Here is a 26,626-nt window from a genome sequence, read left to right on the forward strand (position 1 = left end):
TGGAGGGGTGCAAATGTCGCGTTTTGTGTCAAGGCCCACCCGCTCCAGCTCCCCGAGCTGAACCCCGAACTTGAGGTTGTAAGTCCTTGTGCCAGGTGTCGACGGTGGCGCCCCTGAAGAGGTTTTCCCGCACGCGGGAGAGGTAGCCCGACGGACGCCGGTGGCCTTTTCCATCGGGTGATACCGGTTTCGTTCCTTCCAGGCGGACAGCCATATACAAATTGGTTATCCTTGGTGATTGGGTGCCTTTGCCTGTGGGCAGGCGCTTGGCAGCAACAATAAGGATAAGTATTGATGACAAATTCCATATTGCGACCACTGAAAATTTGCGTGGCCTTTCTATTGAGCTTTTGCTGGTTTCTCTCTTCCCATGCCGCCGAACAGGCGGAGCTTTCCGTGCGCGAATACGGCGCACTGCCCAATATCAGCATGATGAGCATTTCGCCGAGTGGCGATATGATCGCCTTCCGCAATACGAGAGATGAGAGCGATATTGTCGTCGTTATCTCATTGAAAGAAAAAAAGCGCCTGGCGGCGCTGGACCTCAGCGAGATCACCCCGCACCAATTGTATTTTGCCACTGAGGATGAATTGATCCTGGTGGTTTCCGAAGTGCGCCACATATTCGGCTACCGCGATGAGCTGGATTTGAGCACCGCCTATGCGTTCAACCTGCACCGGAATGAACTGCGCCAGTTGCTGACGCCGGGCGACGTTATCTACCCGGGCCAGAGTGGCTTGGGGCGCATCGTCGGCCTGTCCCCGGACCGCAAATACGTGTACATGCCCGCCTATGTGCCGGAACACAGGCACGACCGGAGCCCCGATAGGGACCTGTTGCGCGTGGAGCTGGATTCCCCGCGCCGGCCAAAGGTGCATTTCACGGGCAAGAACAGCTCCGTGGACTTCTTCGTGGACCGGGAGGGGGAGGTTATCGCCCACGAGATTTTCAACAACCGCAGGGACAGGCACCGCATACTGGCCAGGCAGGGGGAGGAGTGGAAGGAGATCTACCGCAAGGATACCGAAGTGCCGAAAATCTCGGTGGTGGGCATATCCCCGGACCGGGAATCCCTGGTGGTCCTCGCCAATAACGACAGCACCGGGCGCGATGACTACTACCTCATGTCCCTGCTGGACGGCGAACTCCACTGGGCCGGATTCGGACGCGAGGATGCGGATGTGGAGCACACCTACAAGGACCTGGACCGGGTTGTGTGGGGTGTGCGCTATTCCGGCTTCACGCCCAGCTACCAATTCTTCGACCCGGAGTTGGACCGTCGTATGGCGGATATCCAGGCCATGTTTCCCGAACATTCGGTTTGGTTGCGGGGCTGGAGTGAGGGCTGGAAAGACCTGATCGTGTATGTGGAGGGATCGAGCTTTTCCGGCCACTACTACAAATTCAGCCAGGGCCAACCCCCGGTGCAACTGGCGACTGCGCGCCCGAATATCACCGATGAGCATATCCATCCCATCGGCAAGTTGACTTTCCGGGCGCGCGACGGCTTGCCCATTCCCACCCTGCTGACCATTCCGCGCGACAAGCTGGGAGACATGAAGAAGCTCCCGGCTGTGCTTATGCCCCACGGCGGCCCCGCCTCGTACGATCGGATCGGTTTCGACTGGCTGGCACAGGCGCTGGCCAACCGCGGCTACCTGGTGATCCAGCCCCAGTTTCGCGGCTCCAGGGGATTTGGTCAGGATCACTACCAGGCCGGTCACGGCGAGTGGGGACGAAAAATGCAGGATGACCTCACCGACGCGGTGCAGTTTCATATCGACAAGGGGATGGTCGACCCCGAGCGGGTGTGTATAGTGGGCGCCAGCTACGGCGGCTACGCGGCTCTCGCCGGTGGCGCCTTTACACCGGAGCTGTACCGCTGCGTTGTGTCCATCAATGGTGTGGCCGACCTGCGCGACATGCTCAAGCAGGAAAAGCGCGACCACGGTGGGGATCACTGGGTGTTGGCCTATTGGGAGAACAACATTGCCAAAGGCGACGCCTCCAAGGAGAAGCTGAACGAGATATCGCCCGCGCGACACGCGAAAAACTTCCAGGCGCCCGTGCTGTTGATCCACGGCGAAAAAGACAAGACGGTGCCCTTCGCCCAGTCCAAGACCATGTACAAGCAACTCAAGCGCGCGAAGAAAACAGTCGAGTTCCTGGAGTTGGAGGAGGAAAACCACAACCTGCTGCAAGGGGAGACCCGGTTGCAGGCGGTGGAGGCTGTGGTCGCGTTCGTTGATCGGCACTTGCAGTAGGAATGATCGGCGTATCAGGTTCCTTACCATGTCATTCTGGCTGAAACCGATCCACAGCATGTCTATATGGAGCTGGATCTCTATTGGACTGAGCAATGCCGGGGAGAGTTTTTATCCCCGGCGGGGCGGCGGCTTCTCAATCGGGAAGCGCGCCGAAATACAGAAAAACCTCCTGTTGATACCACTGCCCCAGGCGCCGCACCCGGTTGGAAGCACCCTGGGGGCCATGCGCTTCGGGGGGGTGAAACTTGGTGCCTATGGGCGCTATGCCGGTGAGCAGTGAGATATCCCCCGCGGGAAACCCGACGCTTGTCTGCCTGGGGTCTTTGGCTTCCTTCGGCGTAAACAGCCGCAAAAAAGTGTTCTCTGCGGTGGCCACCAGGGTGATGGGCAGTTCGCGGGTTTCCAGTTGTGCCCAATAGAGGTCGCGGTGGAAGCCCTTGAATTCCGGATATTCCCAGGACTGCCCGGTTACCGTGTCGTTATAGTTTTTGTGCCAGATATCGAAAGTCACGCCCTTGAGGCGGTTTTTCCACACCCGGGAGGGGCCCCGCCCCAGCCAGCGGACGCCGGTGACTTTCTCCTCGGGATAATCGAAGGTCACGCCCAGATAGTCCGTCTCCATTTGCCCGGGCATCTGGTAGGCGTAGGTCAGCTGCAGCCAGCCGCTGGGGTGCAGGCGCCACTCGACCCGGCGCATCTCGCCCTTCCCTTGGTATTGGGCGCTGACGATCTGCGTACCGGCCTCCTGCCGCAATCCAATATTCGACAGCTTGCCGTCCCCGGACACCAGCCGCGGGCCGTTGCTCAGGGATAGCTTTTTCCCACCCCGGCTGACGCCGGCCAGCCGCCCGGTACCTTTGTCGATCGACAGCTGCAGCTCGCTGGTGCCGAGGCGGATCTGTGTTTGCGTTTCCTCCGCGGTCACCGCGCCTTCGCTCTTTTTCATCAGGCGCCGGGCCATCGTCGCGGGTGGGGTGATCATCCAGGTCCAGGTATAGATCTCCCGGCCGGTGTGGTCTCTCGCTGTCAGGGCCAGTGCGTCCCGGGATCGCCAGTCTTCGGGAAGCTCCAGTTGCAGGGCGCCCGACCGGCCCGGGGCGACATCGGGCGCGTCGGCGCGGCCCCGTACCGCGACTTTGTGGTCCGCTTTGTGGTTCGCGGCGGTTTGCGCCGGGCCGGGAAAATCGATCAGCGCCCAGCGGAAATCCGCCTCGCGCAGGTTGGTGAAATCGTAGCGGTTGGCAACTTCCAACACGCCGTCAAAGCTCGTTGGAAGGTGGCTCTGTTCGCTCTGTGGGAAATACACCGGCGACCAGATTTCGCGGATGGCGAAGAAGCTGCCTTCTTTTTCCCGGTAGGGGCCCAGAATACCGTCGGGAGCGGAGTTGCCCGCGGTATCGATTGCGCCGTGCCGGTCGTCGCGCACCACGCCCTCGTCGACCAAAGCCCAGATAAAACCGCCGGCGGACAATGGGTTTTGCAGCATCCGCTTCCACCAGTCGTCCAGTCCCGCCGCGGCGCCGCCGTCGTAGAGGCCGTGCAGGAATTCGGTGGGCATAAACACTTCCCCGCCGCCGAACAGGCTGCCGGTACAGCAGTTATAGCGCTCGTAGTGGGCGGTATTGATACCGCCGAACAATTCCCAGGGGTGGATCACCGGCCGGCGCTGGATATCCCAGTGGGAGAAGTCCCCGTCCAGTTCGGTGTTCCAGCCACCCTCGTTGCCGTTGGCCCAGATGATCACCGAGGGATGGTTGTGATCGCGCAGGATCAGCTCTTTCACCAGCGGCCGGCCCGCTTCAGTGCTGTAGGCGTCCTGCCAGCCGGTGAGTTCGTCGATCACGTAGAGCCCCAGTTCGTCGGTCATTTGCAGAAAATGCCGGTCCGGCGGGTAATGGCCGACGCGCACCGCATTCATGTTCATCTCCTTGATCAGCTCCACATCCCGACGGCTGATTTCCGGACTGGTGGTGCGCCCGGAGTCGGGCCAGAAGGCGTGGCGGTTGGCGCCTTTCAGGCGCACCTTGCGGCCGTTGATATAGAGGCCGTCCCGGGGGCGGACCTCGACGGTGCGAAAGCCGAAAATTTCCTCCACTTGGTGCAGGGTTTTATTGCGGTCCCGGAGTTCGAAAACGGCTCTATAGCGGTGGGGCTTCTCCGCACTCCAGGGAAGGATATCTTCCACTTGGGTTTCCATGGAGACCTGTTTCTGTCCCGGGGAGATTTTTACCGAAAACGGTCTGCCAATTCGTTTGCCGTCGAGGGTGGTGATCCTCGCCCGGATGGAGTCGGCGTTGTCGATACCGCCGAGAAAAACCTGCGAGTGAAAATCGCCGGTGTGCCCGGCATCCAGCGCCGCCCGCCGGATATGTTGGGCTGGCCGCGCCTCCAACCACACCGGGCGGTAGATGCCGCTGAACATCCAGAAGTCCGCGCGGCGCTCGGCAAGGTTGATCGATTCGTCGGCGGAAAAGCGCGCGACCGTTACTTCCAGCAGGTTGTCTTCGCCATAGTTCAGGTGTTCGCCGATATCGTAGCGGAATTCATAAAAGCCGCCCCGGTGTACCGGGCCGGCGGGGGCGCCGTTGATGCGCACCTCTGTGTCGGTCATGGCGCCGCCGAAAACAATTTCTATATTTTTGCCGCGCCAGTTTGCGGGCACGGAAAATGTGTGGCGGTACAGGCCCTCGCGGTCCGGCGCGGGCGTACCCTCCCAGTCGCTCCAGTAGCGGTAGCTGCCGAAGCCCTGCATCTCCCAGTTGGAGGGCACCGGAATGGTTGTCCAGTGCCCGCTGTTGCGCCCGCCGCTGACCTTGAACTGCCAGTCGACGGTGTGGTCTTTGTCGGTCCCGCTGAGGTAGCGGATTTCGGTCGGATCGGCGATAACCGTTGCGGACAGGGCAAGGAAAAACAATGCAGATATTGACCGGGAAATCACAGCTTACCTCTTCTTTACTCATTCTGGATGGCCGCTCTGTGGGAGCCTGACCCGCAGGCGACGGGGTGTCGGCGACCCCCATTTCGCCAGCAGGGCTGGCTCCCACAGGTGCTCACCTGCTACTCAGTACGTAGGGTGCGCCGCGGCACCGTGCCGAAGCCGGTGTGGAATTCAGCCCCTGTTGGTGCGCACGGCGCACCCTACGCTCGCTGTTACGAATAGGGCCGGCGTTTCGCCGCCCCTAAATTTCTCCGGTCGGCTTACTGACACACGTCTCCGGAAATAGCGGGAATCTCCAGCGGTTCACCGCTGTCCTTCTCTCCCTGGAAACCGAACTCGGCGTAGGCGCCGGGCTGTATCCTGCGGTTCCAACCCAATGACTTGGCGGTGTAGGGATTGCTGCCGCTGACATTGGCGTTCCAGGTATTGGTCAGCCGGCTGCTGCCGCTGTAGCTGAAGTTCACTTCCCAGCCGTCGATTTCCGCACTGCCGTTGTTGGTAATGCGGATACCGCCGGTAAAGCCCGCACCCCAATGGCTGCCCTCGATATATTCGCAGCTGCCACTGCCGCCGCCGGAACTGGACGAGCTGGAACTTGAGCTGCTTGAGGAGCTGGAGCTGCTGGAAGAGCTGGAACTACTCGACGAACTGGAGCTACTGGACGAACTGGAGCTGCTCGACGAACTGGAACTGCTCGACGATGAACTGCTGGACGAACTCGAACTGCTGGACGACGAACTGGAACCACCGCCCACCGGGTCCGCGTACAACAGGCCGCGGCCGTTGGTACCCAGGTAAACCCGGCCGAAAATGCGCGGGTCGCCGGTAATGGCCTCGCCCATATTGCCGTACTGGTGCTGGTCGTCATTGATGCGCACCCAGCTCTGGCCCTCGTCGGTGGAGCGGAAGACTCCGGTCACGCCGTCGACGGTGCCCACCAGGTACAGGGTCTGGTAACCCGCACCGCTGGCCGGGGCGCCGAGGCCGATATTGACTCCTTCCTCCACACTGGCGATCTTGCTGAAGCTGGTGCCGGAATCAGTGGAGCGCCACAGGCCGGTACTCTCTCCTTCAGTGACATTACTGCCGACCCCGCCGCCGGCGAGCCACAGATGGCCCTCCCGACCGGGTGCGGCGAGGAACTTGCCGCTCTCCGGCAAGCCGCTGGCAGAGGTGGCGGAGAAGCTGGCGCCGCCGTCGATGGAGACATAGAAGGTGCCGCCGCTAAAGGCGTAGAACTTGTTCGGATTGACCCTGTCGCTCTCCACCCGCGCGCCCTGGGGCACACCGGAGACCTGGGTCCAGGAGCTGCCGAGGCTGGTGGAATAGTGCACCGCCGCGCCGTCCGGACTCCACACGATGTTGCCGCCGTTCGCGCTCATCGCCACATTGCCGCCGCCGGTTACGCCGCCGGGCTCCTGGGCCTGCCACCAGCTGTCGCCGGCGGAGGTGGAAACGCCGATATGCGCTTCATCGGCATTGCCCACGCGCACCATGGTGTCGGGGGCCAGCTCGGCGAAGTCGATACCGGTGGTGCTGGTGAGGTAGGGGGTCTGGTACATCAGGTCCGGCACCGCATCCACGTCCAGATGCTTGAAGCCACCGATATCCCCCAGCGCGGAGAAAATATTCGCCGCGCCGCTGGGCGGACTGGCCAGGTCGAGCACCGCGGTCTCCTCCAGTCCCTCGATCATCGGACGGATGGTGATGGTACCGTTGCTGTCCCAGTCGGTGAGGTTGGTGGAGCCGTAAATGGTGGCGCCGGTGCCGTACATGAAGCGGTTGGAATTGTGCGGGTCGATTTCCACCGACTCGTTCATCCAGCCCAGCTTTGGTGTCTCCTCCGGCGGTTGCGGGTTCTGGCCGAAGCTGAGCCAGGGCACGCTGCTGATATCCATTTCGTAGCGTTTGGTGCGCTCCGGATAGTTACCCCAGTCCCAGATGCGGGTCCAGGTTGCACCGCCGTCGGTGCTGCGGAACAGGATCATGTCCGGCCACCAGGAATTCAGCGAGGCCACCATGATGGTGTCCGGATTTTGGCGGTCGATGGTGAGACCGGAAAAGCCGAAGTAGAGATCGTCGCCGCTGACCGGGGTGATATCGGTCCAGCCCCCTGTCGCCGAGTCGAATTTCCACACCGCGCCGGTTTCGCCGTCGTAGGGACCGCCGGTATCACTCATGGCCACGTAGAGGACGCCGTTCACCTCGTCGTAAACGCCTTTGTGGGGAATGAAGCCGGTCGGCGCGCCGGGAATGGCTTCCCAGGTGACGCCGCCGTCGGTGGAGCGGTAGAGGGATTCCTCCAGGTCCGCCACGCCCGCGTAGATTACGTCGGAGCCCTGCCCCGGGTTGCCGGACGAGGGATCGAAAGTCACCCACACAACGCCCTGCAGTTTGTCGCCGTAACCCCATTCGTCATCCGGGTCGGCGGCGTAGCTACCCGGGTTGGGAAAATTGCCCACCTGGGACCAGGTGACACCGAAGTCGGTGCTGCGCCAGAGCCCTTCACCCAGTTCAGCGCCGTAGTAAATGGTACTGTTGTCGTTGGGGTCGATACGCAGTCGCTCGCCCATACCGCGCCCGGGCATATTGCCGCCCACCTTGAACGGCAATTCGGTGACCTGCCAAGTGGCGCCGCGGTCGGTGGAGCGGGCGATGCCGCCGTTGTTCGGGTCCCAGTCATTGGTGTACATGCCCAGGGCGGCATAGACCCGGTCCGGGTCCACCGGGTCGGTGGCCAGGCTCATCACCCCGTTCCAGCCCCACTTGTCCCAGCCCACCCAGTCCAGCAGCGGTACCCATTTCTGCGCGCTCTCGTCCCAGCGATAGGCGCCGCCGATATCGGTGCGCGCGTAAATCAGGTTGGGCTCGGTGCGGTTGAAAATAATTCCCGGCACAAAACCGCCGCCGTCGATACGCACATTCTTCCAGTTGTACTCCTCTGCCGGTGCAGCGCTGGCGGTGGACGTCAGCAGGGACAGTGCGCAGGCTTTTAATAGCGCAGGCCAGGAAAACCTCGACAATGATGATGGGTTTTTCATCGGTAAGCTCCTTTCATAATCGCGTTGTCAAGTCTTTTTGGGGTGTGGAGGTGGGATACCTCTACGCTGCACTTCCACTATGTGCGGTGCAACTACAAGAATTACTTTATATTTTTTTTTAACGGAAAAAATCCAACTGGGTCCCGAATGAAAATGAATTAAAAAATTTTGCTCTGTAAAACCTGCCCGCGGAGTGTAGGGTGCGCCGTGCGCACCAGCCCGATGTTGCCGCAATCTCAGACGGTGCGCACGGCGCACCCTACGGTTACCGCAGCTACTCAGTTACCACCAAGTGGCATAGAGCGCGATCAGCACCAATGTGATCCCCAGCGCCGCCAGGTTGAAACCCTGGGTGGTGGAGAAATTGATCTCGCCCAGGGTCACGGTGTCACCGCCGCCGCTGTTAATCACCAGGTCGCGGCGGGTTTCCAACAGAGACACGCTCACGGCAAGCAGCAGGCAGACCAGGAAGACCACCCCTATGCGGTCCATAAACGGCAGCTCGGGCCACCAGAAGTAGCAGGCCAGCGACAACACCGCCGAGGCGATGGCCGCGGTCAGCGCACCGTTGGCGGTGGCCCTGGGCCAGAAGACGCCGAGTACGAACAGCACCACGATGCCGGGGGTGAAGAAACCGGTGAATTCCTGGATGTACTGGAAAGCCTGCTCGAACTGGCCGAGCAGCGGCTGGGCGCAGATCATCGCCAGCACCAGTGAAACCACGCTGGCTACACGGCCCACGCGCACATAGTGACGCTCGCCCTGCTGCGGCCGGTAGCGGGAGTAGATATCCATGGTGAAGATGGTGGAGATACTGTTGGTCATGGACGCCAGGGAGGACACGATGGCCGCCACCAGGGCCGCGAACACCAGGCCCTTGAAGCCCGCAGGCATCAGGTTCATCAGCGCCGGGTAGGCCTGGTCCGGGCGTTCCAGGTCCGGCAGCAGCACCGCCGCGGCGATGCCCGGCAGCACCACAATAATGGGCATCAGCAGCTTCAGGTAGGCGGCGAAGGCGATACCCTTCTGGCCCTCCTTGATGTCTTTCGCCGCCAGCGCGCGCTGCACGATGTACTGATTGAAGCCCCAGTAGGAGAAATTCATTACCCAGAGGCCCCCGACCAATACCGAGAGCCCCGGCAGACTGGCGTAGTGGGGGTTGTCTTTGGAGAGGATCATGTCGAACTTGTCCGGCGCCTGCTGCACCAGGGTTGTAAAACCGGCGAGCGGGCCCGAGCCGTCTCCGATCAGGTCCAGGGCCAGGTAGGACAGCATCAGGCCGCCGAATACCAGCAGCACCACCTGGATGATATCCGTCAGTGCCACCGCCTTGAGACCGCCATAGAGGGAATAGGCCGTGGAGAAGAGGCCCAGAAACAGCAGGCCGAACAGCAGCTCCACACCGGCGATGGCATTGATCGCCAAAGCCCCCAGCCACAGCACTGATGTCAGATTTACAAAGGTGTAGACCCCCAGCCAGAAAATGGCCATTACCAGCTTCACCCGGTGGTCGTAGCGCTGCTCCAGGAACTGGGGCATGGTGTAGATTTTCTTGCGCACGAATACCGGAAGGAAGTACTTACCCACCAGGATGAGTGTGATCGCCGCCATCCACTCGTAGGAGGCAATGGCGAGGCCGATGGCATAGCCGGAACCGGACATGCCGATGATCTGCTCCGCGGAGATATTGGCGGCGATCAGCGAAGCGCCCACGGCCCACCAGGGCAGGCCCTTACCGGCGAGGAAGTAATCCTGGGTATTTTTCTGGTGCCCGGATTTCTCACGGGAGACCAGGTAGCCTATGGTGATCAGTGTCGCCACATAGGCGATAAAGATCAGCAGATCGACGGTTGCCAGTTGCATAGCTTTTACCTTTACCTTCTCGAGTTATTGTTCTGCTGAATGGCACTAAGTTAAGCTTAGGCATGGCGATTTTCGTAGGATGGGCAAAGCGAAGTGTGCCCATCAAAACCGCAGATGATGGGCACGTCGCTACGCTCCTTTGCCCATCCTACCAATCGAGAAATTTGCTTAAGTAAGTGCCATTCATTGTTCTGTTCACTTTGTAGGAGTCTGCAAGCAGACTCCTACAGTCGGGCGGCAGCGGCTATTCACCGAGCCGGTTCCCCCATCACGATACCGCGGCCGTCGGTGGCCACATACACCCGGCCGAAGTGGCGCGGATCTCCGGCGATGGTCCGGAAACGACGGCCGTATTCGTGTCGTTCATCATTGATCCGCAGCCAGTGGCGGCCGCTGTCGTCGGAGCGCCAGATAGCGCGCAATCCGTCGCGGCTGCCGATGGCGAACAGCGTCGGTGCGCTTTCCCCCGGTGCGGCCCTGCCAAAATCCATCTGTTCCACGGCGATATCGCTTTTCACAATTTTGAAATTGCGGCCGCCGTCGGTGGAGCGGTAGAGCCCCTTCCGCGATACCAGCCACAGGGTTCCCTCCCGGTCCGGCGAGGCCAGCAGAGGCCACGCCTGTTCGCGAGTGGTGGGTTCGTCCGTGCGGATATCTTCCGGCAGGCCGCGGGTGTTCTGCGGGCTGAACGTGGCTCCGCCGTCCCGGCTGACGAAAATTTCGCTGTTGACAAAATCCAGTGCGTAGAAAACTCTGGCGTTGACCCGGTCGGCCACGGGCCGCGCCTGCGACGGCAGGCCCTCCACAGCCGTCCAGTGGCGGCCGCGATCGCGGCTGATCTGCGGCACCGGGGCCATAAACATGAAGGTGCCGCCGTCGGCGGAGACGGTGATGGCGTTGTCGCCGGTCCGGTCATAGCGTTTTGTGGTGCCGCTGAAGTTCAGGGGCGGTATGGTCAGTGGCTGCCAGTTTTTCCCGTAGTCCTTTGACCAGGCAAGGGTGGGCATCGGCGTCGTCCCCGGTCCTTTGGGGGCCCGGTGAGGCGGCGTGCCGCTGCGCACCAGGATATTGGGTGCCTGCGCGGCGTAGTGGATGCTGTTGGTATTGGCGAACAGGGGATCGGTAAGCATCCGTTGCGGGGAGCGGTCGAAATCCTCGTGTACGAAACCGCTGATATCGCCGAAGCCGCTCAGCAGTTCCGGGCCCGCGGGCAGGCTGGCCAGGGTGATTACCGCGGTCTGTTCTACACCGGTTACCCAGGGGCGCCAGAGCAGTTTGTCCGCGTCTGCATTTTGCGTGCGGTAAACCGTGGCGCCGGTGGTGTATACGAGTTCCCGCTCATCGAACGGGTTGATGGCGAGGCCGGCGATCCACCAGCCGAAGTCGGAATCCTCGTTGCCCCAGTACAGGTAGGGCGTGTCACTGACATCCCGCGTGCTGTGGGATGCCAGTTCCCGCCAGTGGCGGCCGCCGTCTTGGGAGAGGTAGATGGTATCCCGCGGGCGCCAGCGGTTTATGGTGGAGACGGCGACGATATTCGAGTTCTGCCGGTTGGCACTGATACCCATAAAGCCGCCCTCGGCACCCTTCGGCGGCGGAGTGATATCGGTCCAGCGGCCGCTGCGGATATCCAGTTTGTAGACGGCGCCGGATTTGATGCCGTTCGGGCCGATATTGTCGCTGTAGGCGATATACAGATTGTTCCCGGCCGCGGCCGCCTTTACCGGCAACAGTTCAGGGCCGCCGCTGATTTTCCGCCAGCTCTCGCCGTTGTCATCCGATCGGTAGATCCCCGCTGCCTGCTGGTCCGCGACCCCGACAAAAAGCACTCCCGGGCGCTCGGCGCCCGGGAACACAACGAAGCTGATACCGGCATTGGTGGCCCGGTGCTCTTCGGGTAAGCCCAGGCCCGGGTGGGGGAAGTTTTTCACTTTGTGCCAGCTGGCGCCGCGATCGCGGCTGTGCCACAGACCATCGTGGCGCGAACCGAAATACAGACTATCGGTATTTTCAGGATCTATCGCCAGTCGCTCCCCCAGACCTCGGCCGTCTTCGTTGCCGCCCATGCGGAAGGGCACTGGAACAACTTCCCAGTGCCCGCCGCGATCGAAAGAGCGCAGCATGGCCGCCGGGTTTCTCTTGTACATGCCCGCGGCCATATGCACCACTTCCGGGTCTTTCGGATCCGCGGCGATGCTCTCGATACCGAAATAGCTGGATTCCGCCATCTGGTCCTGCAGCGGTATCCAGCGCTGCAGCTTCTTGTCCCAGCGATAGGCTCCGCCCATATCGGTGCGCAGGTAGGCGAGGTCCTCCTCCGATTCGCTGAAAATAATATTGGGCGCGAAGCCGCCGGCGCCGACGGTGATGTTGCGCCATTGATAGCCATCCCCGGCGATGGCGCCGTTAGCGGTAATGATCAGAAGAATTGAAGCCAACAATCTCTTAAACATTTCTCAGTCGTCATTTCCTTTGCAGGAGCGCCTCCCTGGGACCGCGGAGCTCCAGGTCCGCATGCGCCCATCAGGCGCCGGCTGCGCCGGCGTTGCGGAGCTGGAGCTCCGCGGTCCCGGGTCAGTCCGCACTCAGTTGCGCGAGAAACGCCTCGTGGCGCGGCGCCTGCTCGCTGCCCAAGGCCACGGCGCGGCGCATTTTCTCCAAAAGTTGTGCCAGCTGCTCCGTATCCAGTTGGTCCACATCCGGCAGGTATTGCCGGGGACGGAAGTGCAAACCGTTGTAAATGGCGAGCCAGCTCGCTTCGCTGAATGACTCCTGCTCGTAGTTGAGCAGTCGGCCGTCCTCGCTGAAGGCATCCAGCTTGGCCTGCAGGCTGTCGGGCACCGGCATTGCGCGCAGTTGCCGCCAGAATTCGGTATCGTCACGGCCGCTGAGTTTGTAATGCAGGATGATGAAGTCGCGGATACGCTCGTATTCCAGCCGGTTCAAATGGTTGGCTTCGGCAATTTTTTCGGTATTCGGGACCAGGTCGGGCATAAATTGCAGCAGCTTTTCCACCCCGGTCTGGATCAGGGAGATGCTGGTACTCTCCAACGGTTCGATAAAACCCGAGGCCAGGCCGAGGGCGACACAGTTTCTGTGCCAGAAGCGTTTGCGCATACCGGCGGTAAAGCGGAGCACCCGGGGCTCCCCCAGGGGCTCGCCGTCGAGGTCTGCGAGCAGTGTGTTGCGCGCTTCCTCGTCGCCGGCATGGGCGCTGCAGTAGACGTAGCCGTTGCCGGTGCGGTGTTGCAGCGGAATCCGCCAGCGCCAGCCGGCGGCCAGCGCGGTGGCACGGGTGTAGGGCGGGGGGGCGCCGCGGCGCTCACTCTGTACCGCCACGGCGCTGTCTACCGGCAGCCAGTGGCTCCAGTCCTCGTAGCCGGTGCCCAGCGCCTGCTCGATCAGCAGGCCGCGAAAACCGGAGCAGTCAATAAAGAGGTCGCCCCCCAGTTGTCGATCTCCTTCCAGCTGCAATTTATCGATATCGCCGTTGTCGGGATTCAGTCGCACCTCTACGACTTTGCCTTCTATTCGCTCCACGCCGCGCTCCTCGGCGTAATTCCGTAAAAAGCGCGCATAGCGCGTGGCATCGAAATGGTAGGCGTAGCTATAGAGGGCCAGCGGGTTGGTGGCTTTGTCATCGGTCTGGGCGAAGCGCCCGGCCTTGGCCATGGCGGCGGACAGGCAGTAGTCTTCCAGCGGGGCGGCGCGGCCCAGCTTGTGCAATTTCAGCCAGCAGGGGAAGAAGGGCAGCTTGCCGACGGGCGCGCCGAAGTCGGCAAAGGGGTGGAAGAAGCTCTCCCCTGGTTTGTACCAGTCGGCAAACTCAATACCCAGTTTGAAAGTGGCACCGGTGGCGGCGATGAATTCGCTCTCCTTGATGCCCAGATATTGGTTCAAGCGGATTATGCCGGGCACCGTCGCTTCGCCCACACCCACGGTGCCGATCTGCTCGGATTCCACCAGCTGTATGCGCAACTGGTGTTCGCGGTAGTGGTGTGCGAGTACGGCGGCAGCCATCCAACCGGCGGTGCCGCCGCCGACGATAGTGATTTGTCTGATAGGTGTCGCTGCCATTATTTTGCTCGCATTTCGCAGCCGGCTTTTTTCTGTAGGAGCGGCCCACGGCCGCGATCCTGGGAGCGCCGAGCTCCAGCTCGGCAACGCCGGCACAGCCGGCGCCTTCGCAGTTTCCGCGGGCCTTTGGCCCGCTTTGCGGAGCTGGAGCCTTCAGCGCTCCTGAATAGCTCCGCGTTTCCAGGGAATTACGCTGGTTTTTTCAGGACCAGTTTTTCTCCGTTGTACTCCACTGCCTCCGCCGGCTCGGCGTCGAAGTCCGCCGCGCTCTGGCCTTCCGTGATCCAGCGGACTTTGATCTGCCGCTTTTCGGCCATGCCCTCGAAGCTGCCGATGCGTTCGCCGATGGTCAGGGTGCCAATGGCGTCGTCGTAGCTGAGAGGGATGCGGGACCACTGGCCATTTTCATAGCCGTAGCTGAGGCCGTCGTCCTCGTAAATCTCGAAGCTGCCGTCCGCACCGGTATATACGTTGATGGTGAGCGGCGCATTCAGGCTTTCGCCGGTGTGCTGGATCGCAGGGCCGGTGGGAATGATGGAGCCCGCTTTCACGAACAGCGGCATACGCGCATAGGGAGCCTCGGCGTCGATGCTCTGACCACCGCGGTATTTTTTGCCGCTATAGAAGTCGTACCAGTCGCTGCTCGCGGGCAGGTAGACATCGCGGCTGCGCGCGCCGTATTCATAGATGGGGTTCACCAGCAGTGAGGGCCCGAACATATACTGGGTGTTGATATCGCGCACCTTGGGGTCGCCGCCGAAATCCATCGGCAGGCCGCGCATCATGGTGCCGTCCTTGTGGTGGGCGTCGCCGGCCAGGGTGTAGATGTAGGGCATCAGGCGGTAGCGCAGCTGGGTGTACCAGACCATGCTCTCGTAGGTCTCGCTGCCCTCGTCGGCGATATTGTAGATTTCCCGGTAGGGGTTCTGGCCGTGGGCACGGAACAGCGGGGTGAAGGCGCCGAACTGGAACCAGCGCAGGTTGAGTTCCTGCCACTCCTGTTGCTGCGCCGGGTCCATCTGCGAGTAGTGGCCCACGGTCACGTCGCCGTTGTAGCGGTAGCGGTCCTCCGGCGTGAAGCCGCCGATATCGAAGGTCCAATAGGGCATGCCCGCCATGCCCACGCCGACGCCCGCGGCGATTTGTTCCTTCAGGTTGGACCAGCGGGATACCACGTCGCCGCTCCAGATCGCCGAGCCGGTGCGCTGGATACCGCCGAAGCCGGAACGGGTGAGAATAAAGCTGCGTTTGTGGCCGTCGGTTTCACGCTCGCCCTGGTATACGGTCTCCGCGTGGGGCAGTGCGTAGGCGTTGAAGACCTCGGCACCGGTACCCAGGGCGTTGGGCGTGATCAGGTCCTTGCGGTGTTCGAAACTGAGGTTGGAGTGGATATCCGGCTCCACCGCATCCAGCCACCAGGCATCGAAACCGAAGGTGTTGAGCTTGTCCCTGATCTGGGCCCAGTAGATTTCCCGGCACTCGGGATTGTAGGCATCGTAGAAGCTGTTCAGGTAACCGGAGCCGATCCAGTCGAGATTTTCTTCCTCGATGTTCTTGTTGAACATGCAGCCCTTGGCATTGAGCGCCTTGTAGTGCTCGGTGGTGGGGTAGAACTTGGGCCACACGGAAATCATGATATTGGCATTCAGCTCGTGTACCCGGTCCACCATGGCCTTGGGTTCGGGGAAGTGTTCGCTGTCGAAATCGTGGCTGCCCCAGGCGTCCTCCGGCCAGTAGGACCAGTCGAGTACAATATTGTCGATGGGGATCTCCCGCTCGCGATACTCTTCAAGCGCGTCTACCAGTTCATCCTGGGACTTGTAGCGCTCGCGGCTCTGCCAGAAACCGAAGGCCCACTTGGGCAGCATAGTGGCCTCGCCGGTCAGTTCACGATAGCCGGAGATTACGTCGTCCTTGCTTTCGCCAGCGACAAAGTAGTAATCCACCGCCTTGCCGGTATCGGAGGCGAATGAAAGCCGCTGCTTTTCCGCCGCCGGTTGGGGGGCGTGCTGCAGCAGGCGGAAGTAGCCGCCCTGGGGGGTCCAGTCCAGGCTCAACGGATATTTTTTGTTTGCCTGCAAGTCCACTTCGGCATTGTGGTACCAGGGATTCCAGTTCATCCGCCAGCGGTCCAGCAGCAGTTCGCCGTTCAGGGACAGTTTGGCGTAGCCGCTGGAGTACATTTTGAGTTCGTGCTCGCCGCTGGTTTTCGGTGAAATGCTGCCCTCCCACTCTATGCGCAGGTTTTTTGCATCCTGCACTTCTTCCGGGAGGGGGATTTCGCGCACGCTGGCGTGGGACAGGAACTGGTAGTCGAGGTCCGCTACCGCCCGCTCCACTTTCAGCTCATCGCCGTCGTAGTAGCGCGCAGTGAGCCCGCCCTTGTTGCCCTCTGCATCGTAGAGTTCAAAGGCGGCGGACAGCGGCTGCGGCGGTTTCGGGTCGCCCAGGCGGGTAATACCGTTGTTGTTCCACAGCAGGCCGTAATTGCGGCTGGAAACCAGGTAGGGAATGGTGATCTCCATGTTGTAGGTGGTCAGCTCGATGTTTTTACCGGCGTAGTTCACGCGGCCGTCCTGCTGCTGTCCCAGGCCGTAGAAAGCTTCATCGGGCAGCGGCTGGAACTGCTGGCGAATCCCATAGGAGTCCGCATCCACCGGGCCGGGATCGCCCTGCACCGGCGCCAGGCTGCGTTCCGCCTCGGCGAGCAGCACTTCGCCCTGTGCGTCTTTGAACTGTACCGCGCCATTCGCCAGGGAGATCTCCGCGGAAATTTCTTCCGTTTTGATCACCAGGTGGTCGTCGCGTTGCGCCACGGAGAATTCGGTTTTCTGCGGCTCGGCGATCACCATCAGGTTATCGGGCAGATTGGCGAAACTCGTTTGCGGTGTAGCGGTCACGCGGATGATATCGTCTTCGATCACCTGCAGGCGCACCCGCTTGAATTCGCCGTCCGCCAGCTCGACCACCGCGCCATCGGCGGTCTGCTGCCAATTCTTTGCCGCTGTACTTTCTGTTTCCTTCGGCGTGCCGTCACAGGCGTAGAGCCAGGGGAACAGAGCCAGGGCCAGCAGCGGCCGTGTGCTGATTTTGCGTTTTTGCATGGTTCTCTCCGTATCTAATTTTAAGTTGTTATCGAATTTGTTCCGACATGTAATTTTGTAGGATGGGCACGTCGCTACGCTCCTTTGCCCATCCTACAATTGGGGGCCCCGATCCCCACATCAATTCGTTTTATAAGTCGCCAGCTTGACCTTCAACACGTGAGGTTTGCTGGTGAAATTGAGTCCCCAGTCGGTCTGGTCACCGTTCCAGACCCGCTCGAAAACCCATTTGCCGTTTTCGAAATGGCCTTCCTCCACCCGTGCCATCGTAAACTGTTCGCCGTCGAGTTTCCGCGAGGGGGAGAAACTCACCCGCGCGCGGAAGGCGGTTACCAGGTATTCATTCTCGTCCAGCTCCGCGATCACGGCGCCGCCGGACGAGGGGGTATTGCCTTTGGGCGGGTCTATCCAGAACATGGGGCGGCCGTAGGTGACCTCGGCGGTCCAGTCTCCCAGATCCAGGCGCTGGGTGTAAGCCTCGCCGTCTTTATCTCCGTCTTCACCTTCGGTGGTCTGGGCATTCCACAGCTTTTTGTCCTTGTAGGTGTCCACCGGCTCCGACACCCCCCAGGTTTCGTGTTCGAAACTGATCTTCGCCCATTCACGCGCCATAGGGCCAAAGAGCCCGTACAGCTCGGCGAAATGGCTGATGGTTTCGTCGTCCATTTTTTCCGCGCCAAGGGGAAAATTGGTGTAGTCGGTATAATCCATGCCGAAGGGCGCGAATCCGAGCGAGCCGTGCCCCAGGGCGGTGAAAAAGTACCGGGCGTAGGGCTGGTCGTTGCCGATCTCGGCGATATACAGCGGGTTGTCCGCGCGGCTGTACAGGTCCATCACCCGGGCCACGGTCTTGTGGTCGCGGAAATAGATATCCGGGGAGATCATGTCGATATTGGGCGCCGCGGACTTCCAGATATGCAGCACATTATCGGTGGCGCCGCCACTGGAGTAGCTCCCCGGCTTGCCCGGTTTGAACGGATTGCGCAGGGCCACGTTCACGTACATGGGCAGGGGATAGGCCGCCTTGCCGGCCTCGGTGATTTCGTCCACATAGCGGGCGATATGCCAGGCGTGGAAGAATTCGTCCGCATCCCGGCCGAACACAGACCGCCAGCCACCGGCTTCCCTGTTCACGTCGGCGAGCAGTTTTTCCGGTACCTGCTTTTGAAATTCTGCCTCCGCGGTTGGGGAATAGTCCCGTGCGGAGCCGTAGGTGCCCACTTCATTTTCCACCTGCACCATGATCACCGTACGCTGCCGGTCGATTTCCTTCAGGTGCTGCATCAGGGCAACGAAGGCTTTCTTGTCCGCCTCCAGGGTTTCCCGGAAATGCGGCGACAGGGAATTCAGGACTTTGCCGTCTTCGGTAATCACCCGGGGGAAGCGCTCGTTGTTCAGCTTGACCCATTCGGGGGCATAGTGCGGGGCATTGTTCTTCCAGGTGGCGAACCAGAGCAGCACCAGCCGCACTTCCCTTTCCCGGGCCTGATTTACCAGCGTGTCCACGAAGGAGAAGTCGAATTCGCCCTCTTCGGGCTCCACCTGTTCCCAGGCCACGGGAATGACCAGGGTATTGGCCTTCATTTTTTCCACTACCGGCCAGACGTCGGGCAGTGCCGCGGCGTAGTTGGCGGAGTTGTTGGTCTGGGCGCCTAGGATCAGGTAGGGGGCGTCGTCGACCATCAGGGCGTAGCGGCCGTTGTTTTCGACCAGTTGGGGAATGGGCTGCTCGCTCCTGGCCGCTGCGGCCAGGAATATTTGAGAGAGCAGTGCAAGAATTAATAGCGGGCTTCTAAACATCGTTACTTTTCCGTTGCAATTTTCTGGTGGGTTGCAAGTAAGTGGCGATTGATAAAGTCTTGGTGGCTTGGCAGTGTCTCCGCAATGCGGTAATTGTTTTCCACCCGCTTCGCCATCTTCTTGCGCAGTGCCTCTTGCGGGATTTTGTCCACCATCGGATCGTAGCGCTGTGGATAAATGCCGAGCCCCAGGAACATGGCCCGCCAGCTTGGCTCCCGGTATGACTCCTCCGCCCCCAGGGCCACGCGGCCGCTGCTTTTGAAAACATCGATCTTGTGCTGCAGGGAATCCGGCAACGGCATATTGCGGCAGTAGTGCCACAGTTCGCCGTCGTCGCGTTGGCCGGCGCAGTAGTGCAGTATCAGGAAGTCGCGGATACGCTCGAATTCGAGGCGGCCGACGCGGTTGTACTCGGCGGTGATGATCGGGTCGAAGTTGCGGTCCGGAAACATCTCGATCAGGCGCGCCAGGCCCGTTTGAATCAGCTGGATACTGGTGGATTCCAGCGGTTCCATAAATCCGGCGGAAAGTCCGATGGCGATGCAGTTGTTCTTCCAGAAAACTTCGCGGTGGCCGGTGGAAAAGCGCAGCAGGTTCGGTTCTGCCAGAAGCTCGCCGTCGAGGTTGTCTCGCAGGGCCTGTTCCGCATCCTCATCGGAAATGAATCGGCTGCAATAGACATGGCCGTTGCCGGTGCGGTGCTGCAGGGGGATGCGCCACTGCCAGCCCGCCTCCAGGGCGGTGGCGGTGGTGTAGGGGGAGAACTCCTCCGCTTTCGCGCAGGGGGCGGTTACCGCCCTGTCGCAGGGGAGCCAGTGGCTCCAGTCGATAAAATCGGTCTTCATTGACCGGCCCAGCAGCAGGCTGCGGAATCCAGAGCAGTCGATAAACAGGTCCGCTTCCAAACGGGTTCCATCTTCCAGTTTGAGGGCGCGGATAAAGCCATCCTCGCCGCGCTGCTCAATGTCTGCAACTTTGCCCTCGCTGCGTTTCACGCCCCGCTGTTCGGCGTACTCGCGCAGAAACTGCGCGTAGAGGGCGGCATCGAAATGGTAGGCGTAGCTGTAGGATGGCAACCCCGGCTGCATTTCCCGTGGCGGCGGGGCGAAGCGTCCTTTCTTTGCCGCAACCTGGGAAAAACAGTAATCGTCGATCGGTGTGGTGTTGCCGAGTTTTCTCAGTTTCATCCAGTGGTGATGGGGTGATATGCCCTCGATATATTCGCCGAAATCGCCGAATGGGTGGAAAAAGCGATTGCCCTTATGCCCCCAGTCGCGAAATGCTATGCCCAGCTTGAAACTGCCTTGCGTCCTGCGGATGAATTCCCTTTCGTCGATCCCCAGTACACCGTTGAATTCCCGTATGATCGGCACAGTGCCCTCGCCGACGCCGACGGTGCCTATCTGCTCGGACTCCACCAGGCGGATATCGATATCCAGTTTACCGAGGAAACGCGCTAGCACGGCAGCGGACATCCAGCCGGCGGTGCCGCCGCCCAGAATCACTACACTACGGATCTGGTTGCTTTGCATGACGTTCTTTCCGCTGTTATCGACGCAAAAAAAAGCCCGGCCCCGAAGGGCCGGGAAACTTCTGTAAGGACTAGAAGCTGTATCGCGTTACAAAGGCGATTCTGCGGTCGGTGTCGGTCCAACTGTACTGTGCGTCTTGCCCACCGTCGGCAAGTACATCCAGTTCCGTTCTCGAGTTGAGAATATTGGTGACCTGCAGGCCGAACTTCAGGTTGTCGGTGGCGTTGTAGAATACCGAACCGTCCAGCTGGCCGAAGTCGCCGAAGAACACCGGACGTTCGATATTGGCCGCGGAACTGGTCAGCAGGTAGCGCTCGCGCCAGTTGTAGGCCAGGCGCGCGGAGACGTCGTACTTCTCGTACATCAGCGCCAGGTTGTAACTGGTCTTGGACATGCCCTCGATGGGCAGCGTCTCGTTCGTAGCGCCCTGCTGGTCGGCAGGCGCGAACGGGTTGAGCGCTGTGTTTACACCACCCTCGTTGTCGATATAGGTAAAGTTCGCCTGCAGTCCGAGGCCGTCGAAGGGGCTCGGCAGCATGTCGTAGAACTGCTGGTAGGCGACTTCGAAGCCCTTCAGCTTGCCGCTCGCCGCGTTGGTCTGACGGGTGGTCTCAAACGCGTAGGTCTGGCCACCGTAGGTGAACTCCTCCGTGCTGGTCACCAGGGCGACATAATCCTGGATATCCTTGTAGAAGGCGGCAAAGGTCAGGCTGCCGGCGTCGTTGAAATACCACTCGATACTGGAATCGAACTGGTCGGCGACCGTGGGTTTCAGGGCCGGTGCGCCGCCGGTGGCGCTGCCTTGCACACCATCCGCAATGGCTTCAGGGTTGAACTCTTCTCCCTGGAAGTCGAACGAGATGCTGGTGTAGGGGCGGGTCTGGCTGAAGCTGGGGCGCACCATGCCGCGGGACAGGCCGAAACGCAGCTGCAGGTCGTCCTGCAGCATAAAGCGCAGGTTCAGGCTCGGCAGCACATTGGTGTAGCTGTCGGTGAAGCCCTTGTAGTCGCCCAGCTCAGCCAGATAGGCGTCGACGAACGCCTGGGCGCCGGCGCAGTCCGAACTGTCACAGTTTTCGGTAATACCGCCGGCCACTGAACGTCCGTAGGCAGTGGTTTCGGTCTCCACCACGCGCACACCGAAGTTGCCGTCGAAGGGCAGGCCCAGCATTTCGCCGCTGTCGTCGCCGAAACGCAGACTGGCGTAGATGGCCTGGGTCTTCTCGTTCTGCTCATTGATACCGGCGCTGACGTTGTCGCTCCGGGGGTTGAGGTCGTAGGCTTCCGGCGGAATCAGCGGCGCCCACTTCGACCAGTCTACCCCGTTGTTGGCCGCAATACTTTCGAAATGCTCGTAGGCGCCGGTATTGCTGCTCACCAAGCTCTCGGTGGGGAACCAGCCGACGGTGGGAACGCCCACATCTCCGCGCATAAAGTCGTCGTAGGTGAACAGTTCGCTCTGGCCGACGGCGGACTCGTGCAGGAAGGCAGTGTTTTCCGCGCTGTTGTTCAGCCAGTACTGGTTGGACAGCAGCGCCCAGTTGTAGCCGGTCTGGCGGGTGGTGGTGTCTTTGTCGGTGGCGCGGGCACCGAAGCGGAATGATCTAAGGAAGCTGTCGTCCTCGAAGTTGTACTCGGCGTCTATGCGTCCGGCGAGGGAATCCGCTTGGTTCTCCTCCAGGTGGTCCATGGCCGCCGCCCACCAGTACTGGTCTGCCTGAGACAGTCGCGCCTGATCGGAGACGGACAGGGAGGGATCGCTGCCGCTGAAGTCAAAAGTGGTTTCGGGATAGCTGCCGTTTTCATCGGCAAGAATGCCGGTAAAGGCGGTCATGCTCAGCACATCGGCCTTGGACTCTACATATTGCAGGTCGCCGCTGAAGGCCCAGCGCTCGCTCGGCGTGTACTCGAATTTCAGCGAGTAGTCGCCGACACTGCTCTCCCGCTTGCCGTAGCGGGTGTTGTAGGCGAGGGTGGAGTCGTTCAGGGTGCCGCTTTCCAGCACACCGTCTTCGTTGTACTGAAAATCCCCCATCCACGGAGCCAGGTTGCCAGCACCCGGGCCATTAATGCCCACGGCATTCTCTATATCCTCCGGGTTGGCCTCGGAGTAGAAGGCCTGGGCGGTAAAGGTCAGTTCGTCGTTGGGCGCCCATTGGAAGACGCCGTTATAGGCGTTGCGCTCCTGCTCCCAGTCCACGCGGCGGAAGCCCAGGCCCGTGGGCAGGTAGACGGTGCTGCCGTCTTCCAGCTGTTGGGGTTCGTAGCGGCCGGACTGGATGGCATCGGTGCGGTTGCCGATCTCGGCGAGACTGGCCGAGAACAGAACGCCGATCTCACCTTCGCCGACGTCCCAGCGGTCGCTGTAGAGACCGCTGCCGGAGGTGAAACCCTCGCCGTAGAGGTCCGCGTAATTGTAGTCGGCGGAGAAGGACAACAGCCTTCCGTTTTGCTCCAGCGGGAGGCGGGTGCGCAGGTTGACTGTGCCGCCGAGGCCACCCTCGACCTGGTCCGCGGTGGGGCTTTTGTAAACGTCGATTCCCGCCAGCAGGTCCGCGGAGACGTCCTCGAAGCTGAGGCTGCGGCCGCCGCTGGCGGAGAAGATATCGCGGCCGTTCAGTTCGGTCCTGACCCAGCTAAGGCCGCGCACGAAGACACCGCCGCCCTCGGCGGCGAGTCGCGCGGGATCGCGGGCCTCATTGGTGCGCTGCAATTGGACACCGGGGACCCGCTGAAGAGCCTCGGAAATGGAGCGGTCCGGCAGTGCACCGATATCCACGGCGTTGATGGCATCGACCACCTGTTCCGCATCTTGCTTGATGGCCTGGGCAGAGAGGATACTCGCGCGCTGCCCGGTGACCACTACCTCTTCCAAGGTCCCATCGTCCGCTTCGCTGTCCTGCGCGAAGGCCGGCATGGCCGCACCCATCGCCAGCAGGGAAGCCCCTGATGCGAGACGGATGTAGTGCGGCAGTTTCTTTCTGGTAAATGTGCTGGTGCGTTTATTGTTATCGGTCATTTTCTTCTCTCCTGTCATAACGGTCAATTTATAACCTAAGACACTTTCCACTGCTTCTACTAAATCTATCTCCCCGCGGCCTTGGAGCCCGCCGGTTGTTGCGGGACCTTGCCGTTTTCCAGGAGATAGGTTTCCCCCGCCTGCGCGGTAAAGGTTTTGAGTTCCCCTTCACTTCGCGGGCTGAGAATTTTGTTGTCCGCCTCTCGGCGCAAAATAAATTTGTCATCTGTCGGCAGGCGCAGGCGGGTTTCGCCGGAGCGACCGCTGTGGATGCGCGCGCGCAGTAACTTTCCGTCGCGCCACTGCATGTCCACGGTGGCGTCGCCGCGGGCGCGCAGGCCGGTCACCGAGCCGTTGCGCCAGGCCTGGGGCAGTGCCGGCAGCAGATGGATTTCCCCCGCGTGGGATTGCAGCAGCATTTCCGCGACGCCGGCGGTCGCGCCGAAGTTGCCGTCGATCTGGAACGGCGGGTGGGTGCTCCACAGGTTGGGCAGGGTGCTTTCGCTGAGCTGTGCGGCGAGAATCCTGTGCGCGCGATCGCCGTCGGCGAGCCGCGCCCAGAGGGCGACTTTCCACGCCCGGCTCCAGCCGGTGCCGGCGTCGCCGCGGGCCTCCAGAGAGGTGCGAGCGGCTTTGACCAGTTCCGGGGTCGGGGCTATCTGGTCGCCGGGATAGAGGGCGAAGAGGTGCGAGACGTGGCGATGGTGGCTTTCCGCATCGTCCAGGTCCGCTTTCCACTCCTGCAACTGGCCCCAGGAACCGATGCGCAGGCCCGGGTCGAGCTTTTCCAGGGTGTCGTCCAGTTGCCGGGCGAATGCGGCATCGCCGAGCCGTTTCGCGGCGTCGCGGGTATTGCTCAGCAGGTCAAAGACGATCTGCTGGGACATGGCGGCGCCGGCGGTGAAGTCACCGTGTTCCGGCGAGTAGCTGGGGCTGACCACCAGCAGGCCGTCGCGCGGGTCGGGTACCAGTGTGTCCAGCCACACCTGCGCGGCGCCCTTCATGGCCGGGTAGGCGCGCTCGCGCAGGAAGTCGAGATCGCCGGAAAACAGGTAGTGTTCGTAATAGTGTTGCGCCAGCCAGGCGCCGGCCTCCGGCTGCCAGAAGGCGGTGGGCCAGGCGATGACTCCGGAAAAACCCCAGATATTGGTGTTGAGGAACAGGGTCCAGCCGCGCGCACCGAGCAGTTTTTCCGCGGCCAATTCGCCCGGTTCCCGGAGGCTGTCGATAAAGTCGAACAGGGGGCCGGTGGTCTCCGCCAGGTTGGTGACCTCGGCGGGCCAGTAGTTCATCTGCAGGTTGATATTGACGTGGTAATCGGCGTTCCACGGCGGCGTGGCGGAATTGTTCCATACCCCCTGCAGGTTGGCCGGCAGGGAGCCGTCGCGGGAGGAACTGATCAGCAGGTAGCGGCCGTATTGGAAATACAGCGCTTCCAGGGCGCGGTCGGCGGCGGTGTCGCCGCCACCGTAGTTTTTCAGCCACTGGTCGATGGGCTTATTTGTAGGAGCGGGGGGGCGGCTATCCGCCCATGCCCGCGATTGGAGTTTATCCTGGCCTTGATCGCGGGCATGGCCCGCTCCTACAGGGGGTATGTTCAGGTCGAGCGCGACGCGGTCGAAGAGCGCGCGGTAGTCGACGATATGGTCGGCCAGCAGCGCCGGGTAGCCTTTGCGGGTCGCCCGGTCGATAGCGGCCTCCACCAACTTGTGAGGATTGGGGCCCCGGTAGTGGGGGTATTCCGCCGTGTAGTCGGTGCCCGCGGCCAGCAGCAGGGTGGCGCTGTCGGCGCCGGTGACGCTGATGCCGTTGCCGTTGCGGGAGACTTTGCCGCCCTTGGCGATCACCCGCAGCTGGGTTTCGTAGTGCAGGCCGTTGTCGTGCAGTTGGCCGCTGGCGGTGATTCGTCCATCCGCGGTGGTCAGCTCGGCGCTGCGGTTGTCGGGCAGGCGCAGGCTGGCCTTGAAGCTGATTTTGCCCTTGCGGTCGGCGCGCAGGTGGACGGCGATAACCCGATCCGGGTAGCTGGCGAAATACTCGCGGGTATAGTTGGTGTCGCCCGAGTGGTAGCGGACCCGGGCAATCGCGTTGGCGATATCCAGTTCGCGGCGGTAGCCGGAGGCTTCTTCTTCCTTCTGTGGGAATTGCAGCAGTAGCTCGCCGAAGCTCTGGTAGTGGCCGTAGGCGGTCACTTCGCGGCCGAGTTCCGCGGCCGCCGCCTCCGGGGAGATTGCGCCCTCGCGGGCGAGGGTTTCACGAACCTGTTCCAGGGCTTTGGTTTGCGGCTCCCGGGGCAGGCCGAAGTCGTAGCCTTCGCTTCCCGGGCCGCCGGTCCACAGGGTCTTTTCGTTGAACTGCAGGTGGTCGACGGCGATGCCGCCCTGGACCGCCGCGCCCATGGCGCCGTTGCCGATGGGAAGGCTCTCGCGCTCCCAGTCCTGGGCCGGTCTGTCGAACCAGAGGGTGGGGAGAGAGCTGCTCTCCGGCGCCGGTTGCGACGCTTGCGCCGGTACCATGCCTCCCAGAAAAATACAGACCGCGACGGCGGCGCAGAGGCGCTGTCGCTGGGCGGTGTGCCGGTCGGATCTTTCACCCGAGGGCCTATGTTTGGGTCTGGTTGTGGGCATCATCGCTGTAAGTACGCAAGCGTTTATTATTTTGAAACGGCTTTTTGAAACTGCTTTCTACGCCCGCCCGGGTTTTCGGGCGCTTTTCGGCTGATTGCCTTAACTTATTGATTTCTAAATTGTTTTTTCTCCTTTTCGTACGACTCCCGGAGGCCCTTCCGATCCCGTATGTAAAAACGTTAACATCCAATGTAAACGTTTACAATATTTATAGCAATAATATGCTAAATAGGCGCTGGCCTTGGCGTTGGTCGCTAAAGAGATTTTGGACTGGCTATTATTTACACAAATCTGACGCAGGTTGCCAGCTATTTAGCGAAAAATTGTACAAAAAGTGGCCGGAGCCGGTTATTTGCA

11 protein-coding genes are annotated in these 26,626 nt (G+C 61.3%); 1 reads left to right on the top strand and 10 read right to left on the bottom strand.

Features of this window, described 5'->3' with window-relative positions:
* The first annotated feature begins 294 nt into the window (after window positions 1–294).
* Window positions 295–2,265 carry an alpha/beta hydrolase family protein gene (locus ACRC0P_RS11885; protein WP_438631133.1) on the top strand — a complete coding sequence of 657 codons (1,971 nt, stop codon included), beginning with the start codon at window positions 295–297 and terminating at the stop codon, window positions 2,263–2,265.
* A 136-nt stretch (window positions 2,266–2,401) separates the two neighbouring features.
* Here ACRC0P_RS11885 and ACRC0P_RS11890 read toward each other — a convergent pair whose 3' ends face one another.
* From ACRC0P_RS11890 to ACRC0P_RS11935, 10 genes are all read right to left on the bottom strand, one after another.
* The gene (locus ACRC0P_RS11890) at window positions 2,402–5,206 is read right to left on the bottom strand and encodes a glycoside hydrolase family 2 TIM barrel-domain containing protein (protein WP_438631135.1); all 2,805 of its coding nucleotides are present in this window, start codon (window positions 5,204–5,206) and stop codon (window positions 2,402–2,404) included.
* A 260-nt stretch (window positions 5,207–5,466) separates the two neighbouring features.
* Entirely contained in the window at window positions 5,467–8,247 is a 2,781-nt protein-coding gene (locus ACRC0P_RS11895) for a cellulose binding domain-containing protein (protein ID WP_438631137.1), read from the bottom strand.
* Between the two features lie 282 nt (window positions 8,248–8,529).
* Window positions 8,530–10,110 (bottom strand): sodium/sugar symporter, encoded by a 1,581-nt coding sequence (locus ACRC0P_RS11900; protein WP_438631139.1) that lies wholly within the window; start codon window positions 10,108–10,110, stop codon window positions 8,530–8,532.
* Between the two features lie 248 nt (window positions 10,111–10,358).
* Window positions 10,359–12,548 (bottom strand): WD40/YVTN/BNR-like repeat-containing protein, encoded by a 2,190-nt coding sequence (locus ACRC0P_RS11905; RefSeq protein ID WP_438631141.1) that lies wholly within the window; start codon window positions 12,546–12,548, stop codon window positions 10,359–10,361.
* Between the two features lie 136 nt (window positions 12,549–12,684).
* Window positions 12,685–14,187 carry a tryptophan halogenase family protein gene (locus ACRC0P_RS11910; protein ID WP_438631143.1) on the bottom strand — a complete coding sequence of 501 codons (1,503 nt, stop codon included), beginning with the start codon at window positions 14,185–14,187 and terminating at the stop codon, window positions 12,685–12,687.
* A 188-nt stretch (window positions 14,188–14,375) separates the two neighbouring features.
* Window positions 14,376–17,291: a TIM-barrel domain-containing protein gene (locus tag ACRC0P_RS11915; RefSeq protein WP_438631145.1), complete on the bottom strand. Its 2,916-nt coding sequence runs from the start codon at window positions 17,289–17,291 to the stop codon at window positions 14,376–14,378.
* Window positions 17,292–17,411: 120 nt separating this feature from the next.
* Complete coding sequence (locus tag ACRC0P_RS11920) at window positions 17,412–19,091, bottom strand: DUF5597 domain-containing protein (RefSeq protein WP_438631147.1); 1,680 nt, start codon at window positions 19,089–19,091, stop codon at window positions 17,412–17,414.
* Window positions 19,092–19,093: 2 nt separating this feature from the next.
* Complete coding sequence (locus ACRC0P_RS11925; RefSeq protein ID WP_438631149.1) at window positions 19,094–20,623, bottom strand: tryptophan halogenase family protein; 1,530 nt, start codon at window positions 20,621–20,623, stop codon at window positions 19,094–19,096.
* A 70-nt stretch (window positions 20,624–20,693) separates the two neighbouring features.
* Entirely contained in the window at window positions 20,694–23,642 is a 2,949-nt protein-coding gene (locus ACRC0P_RS11930; RefSeq protein ID WP_438631151.1) for a TonB-dependent receptor, read from the bottom strand.
* Between the two features lie 65 nt (window positions 23,643–23,707).
* Window positions 23,708–26,158, bottom strand: a complete 2,451-nt coding sequence (locus ACRC0P_RS11935; RefSeq protein WP_438631153.1) for a glycoside hydrolase family 95 protein — start codon at window positions 26,156–26,158, stop codon at window positions 23,708–23,710.
* Window positions 26,159–26,626 lie beyond the last annotated feature (468 nt).

Source organism: Microbulbifer sp., assembly GCF_051659245.1.
Classification (GTDB): Bacteria; Pseudomonadota; Gammaproteobacteria; order Pseudomonadales; family Cellvibrionaceae; genus Microbulbifer.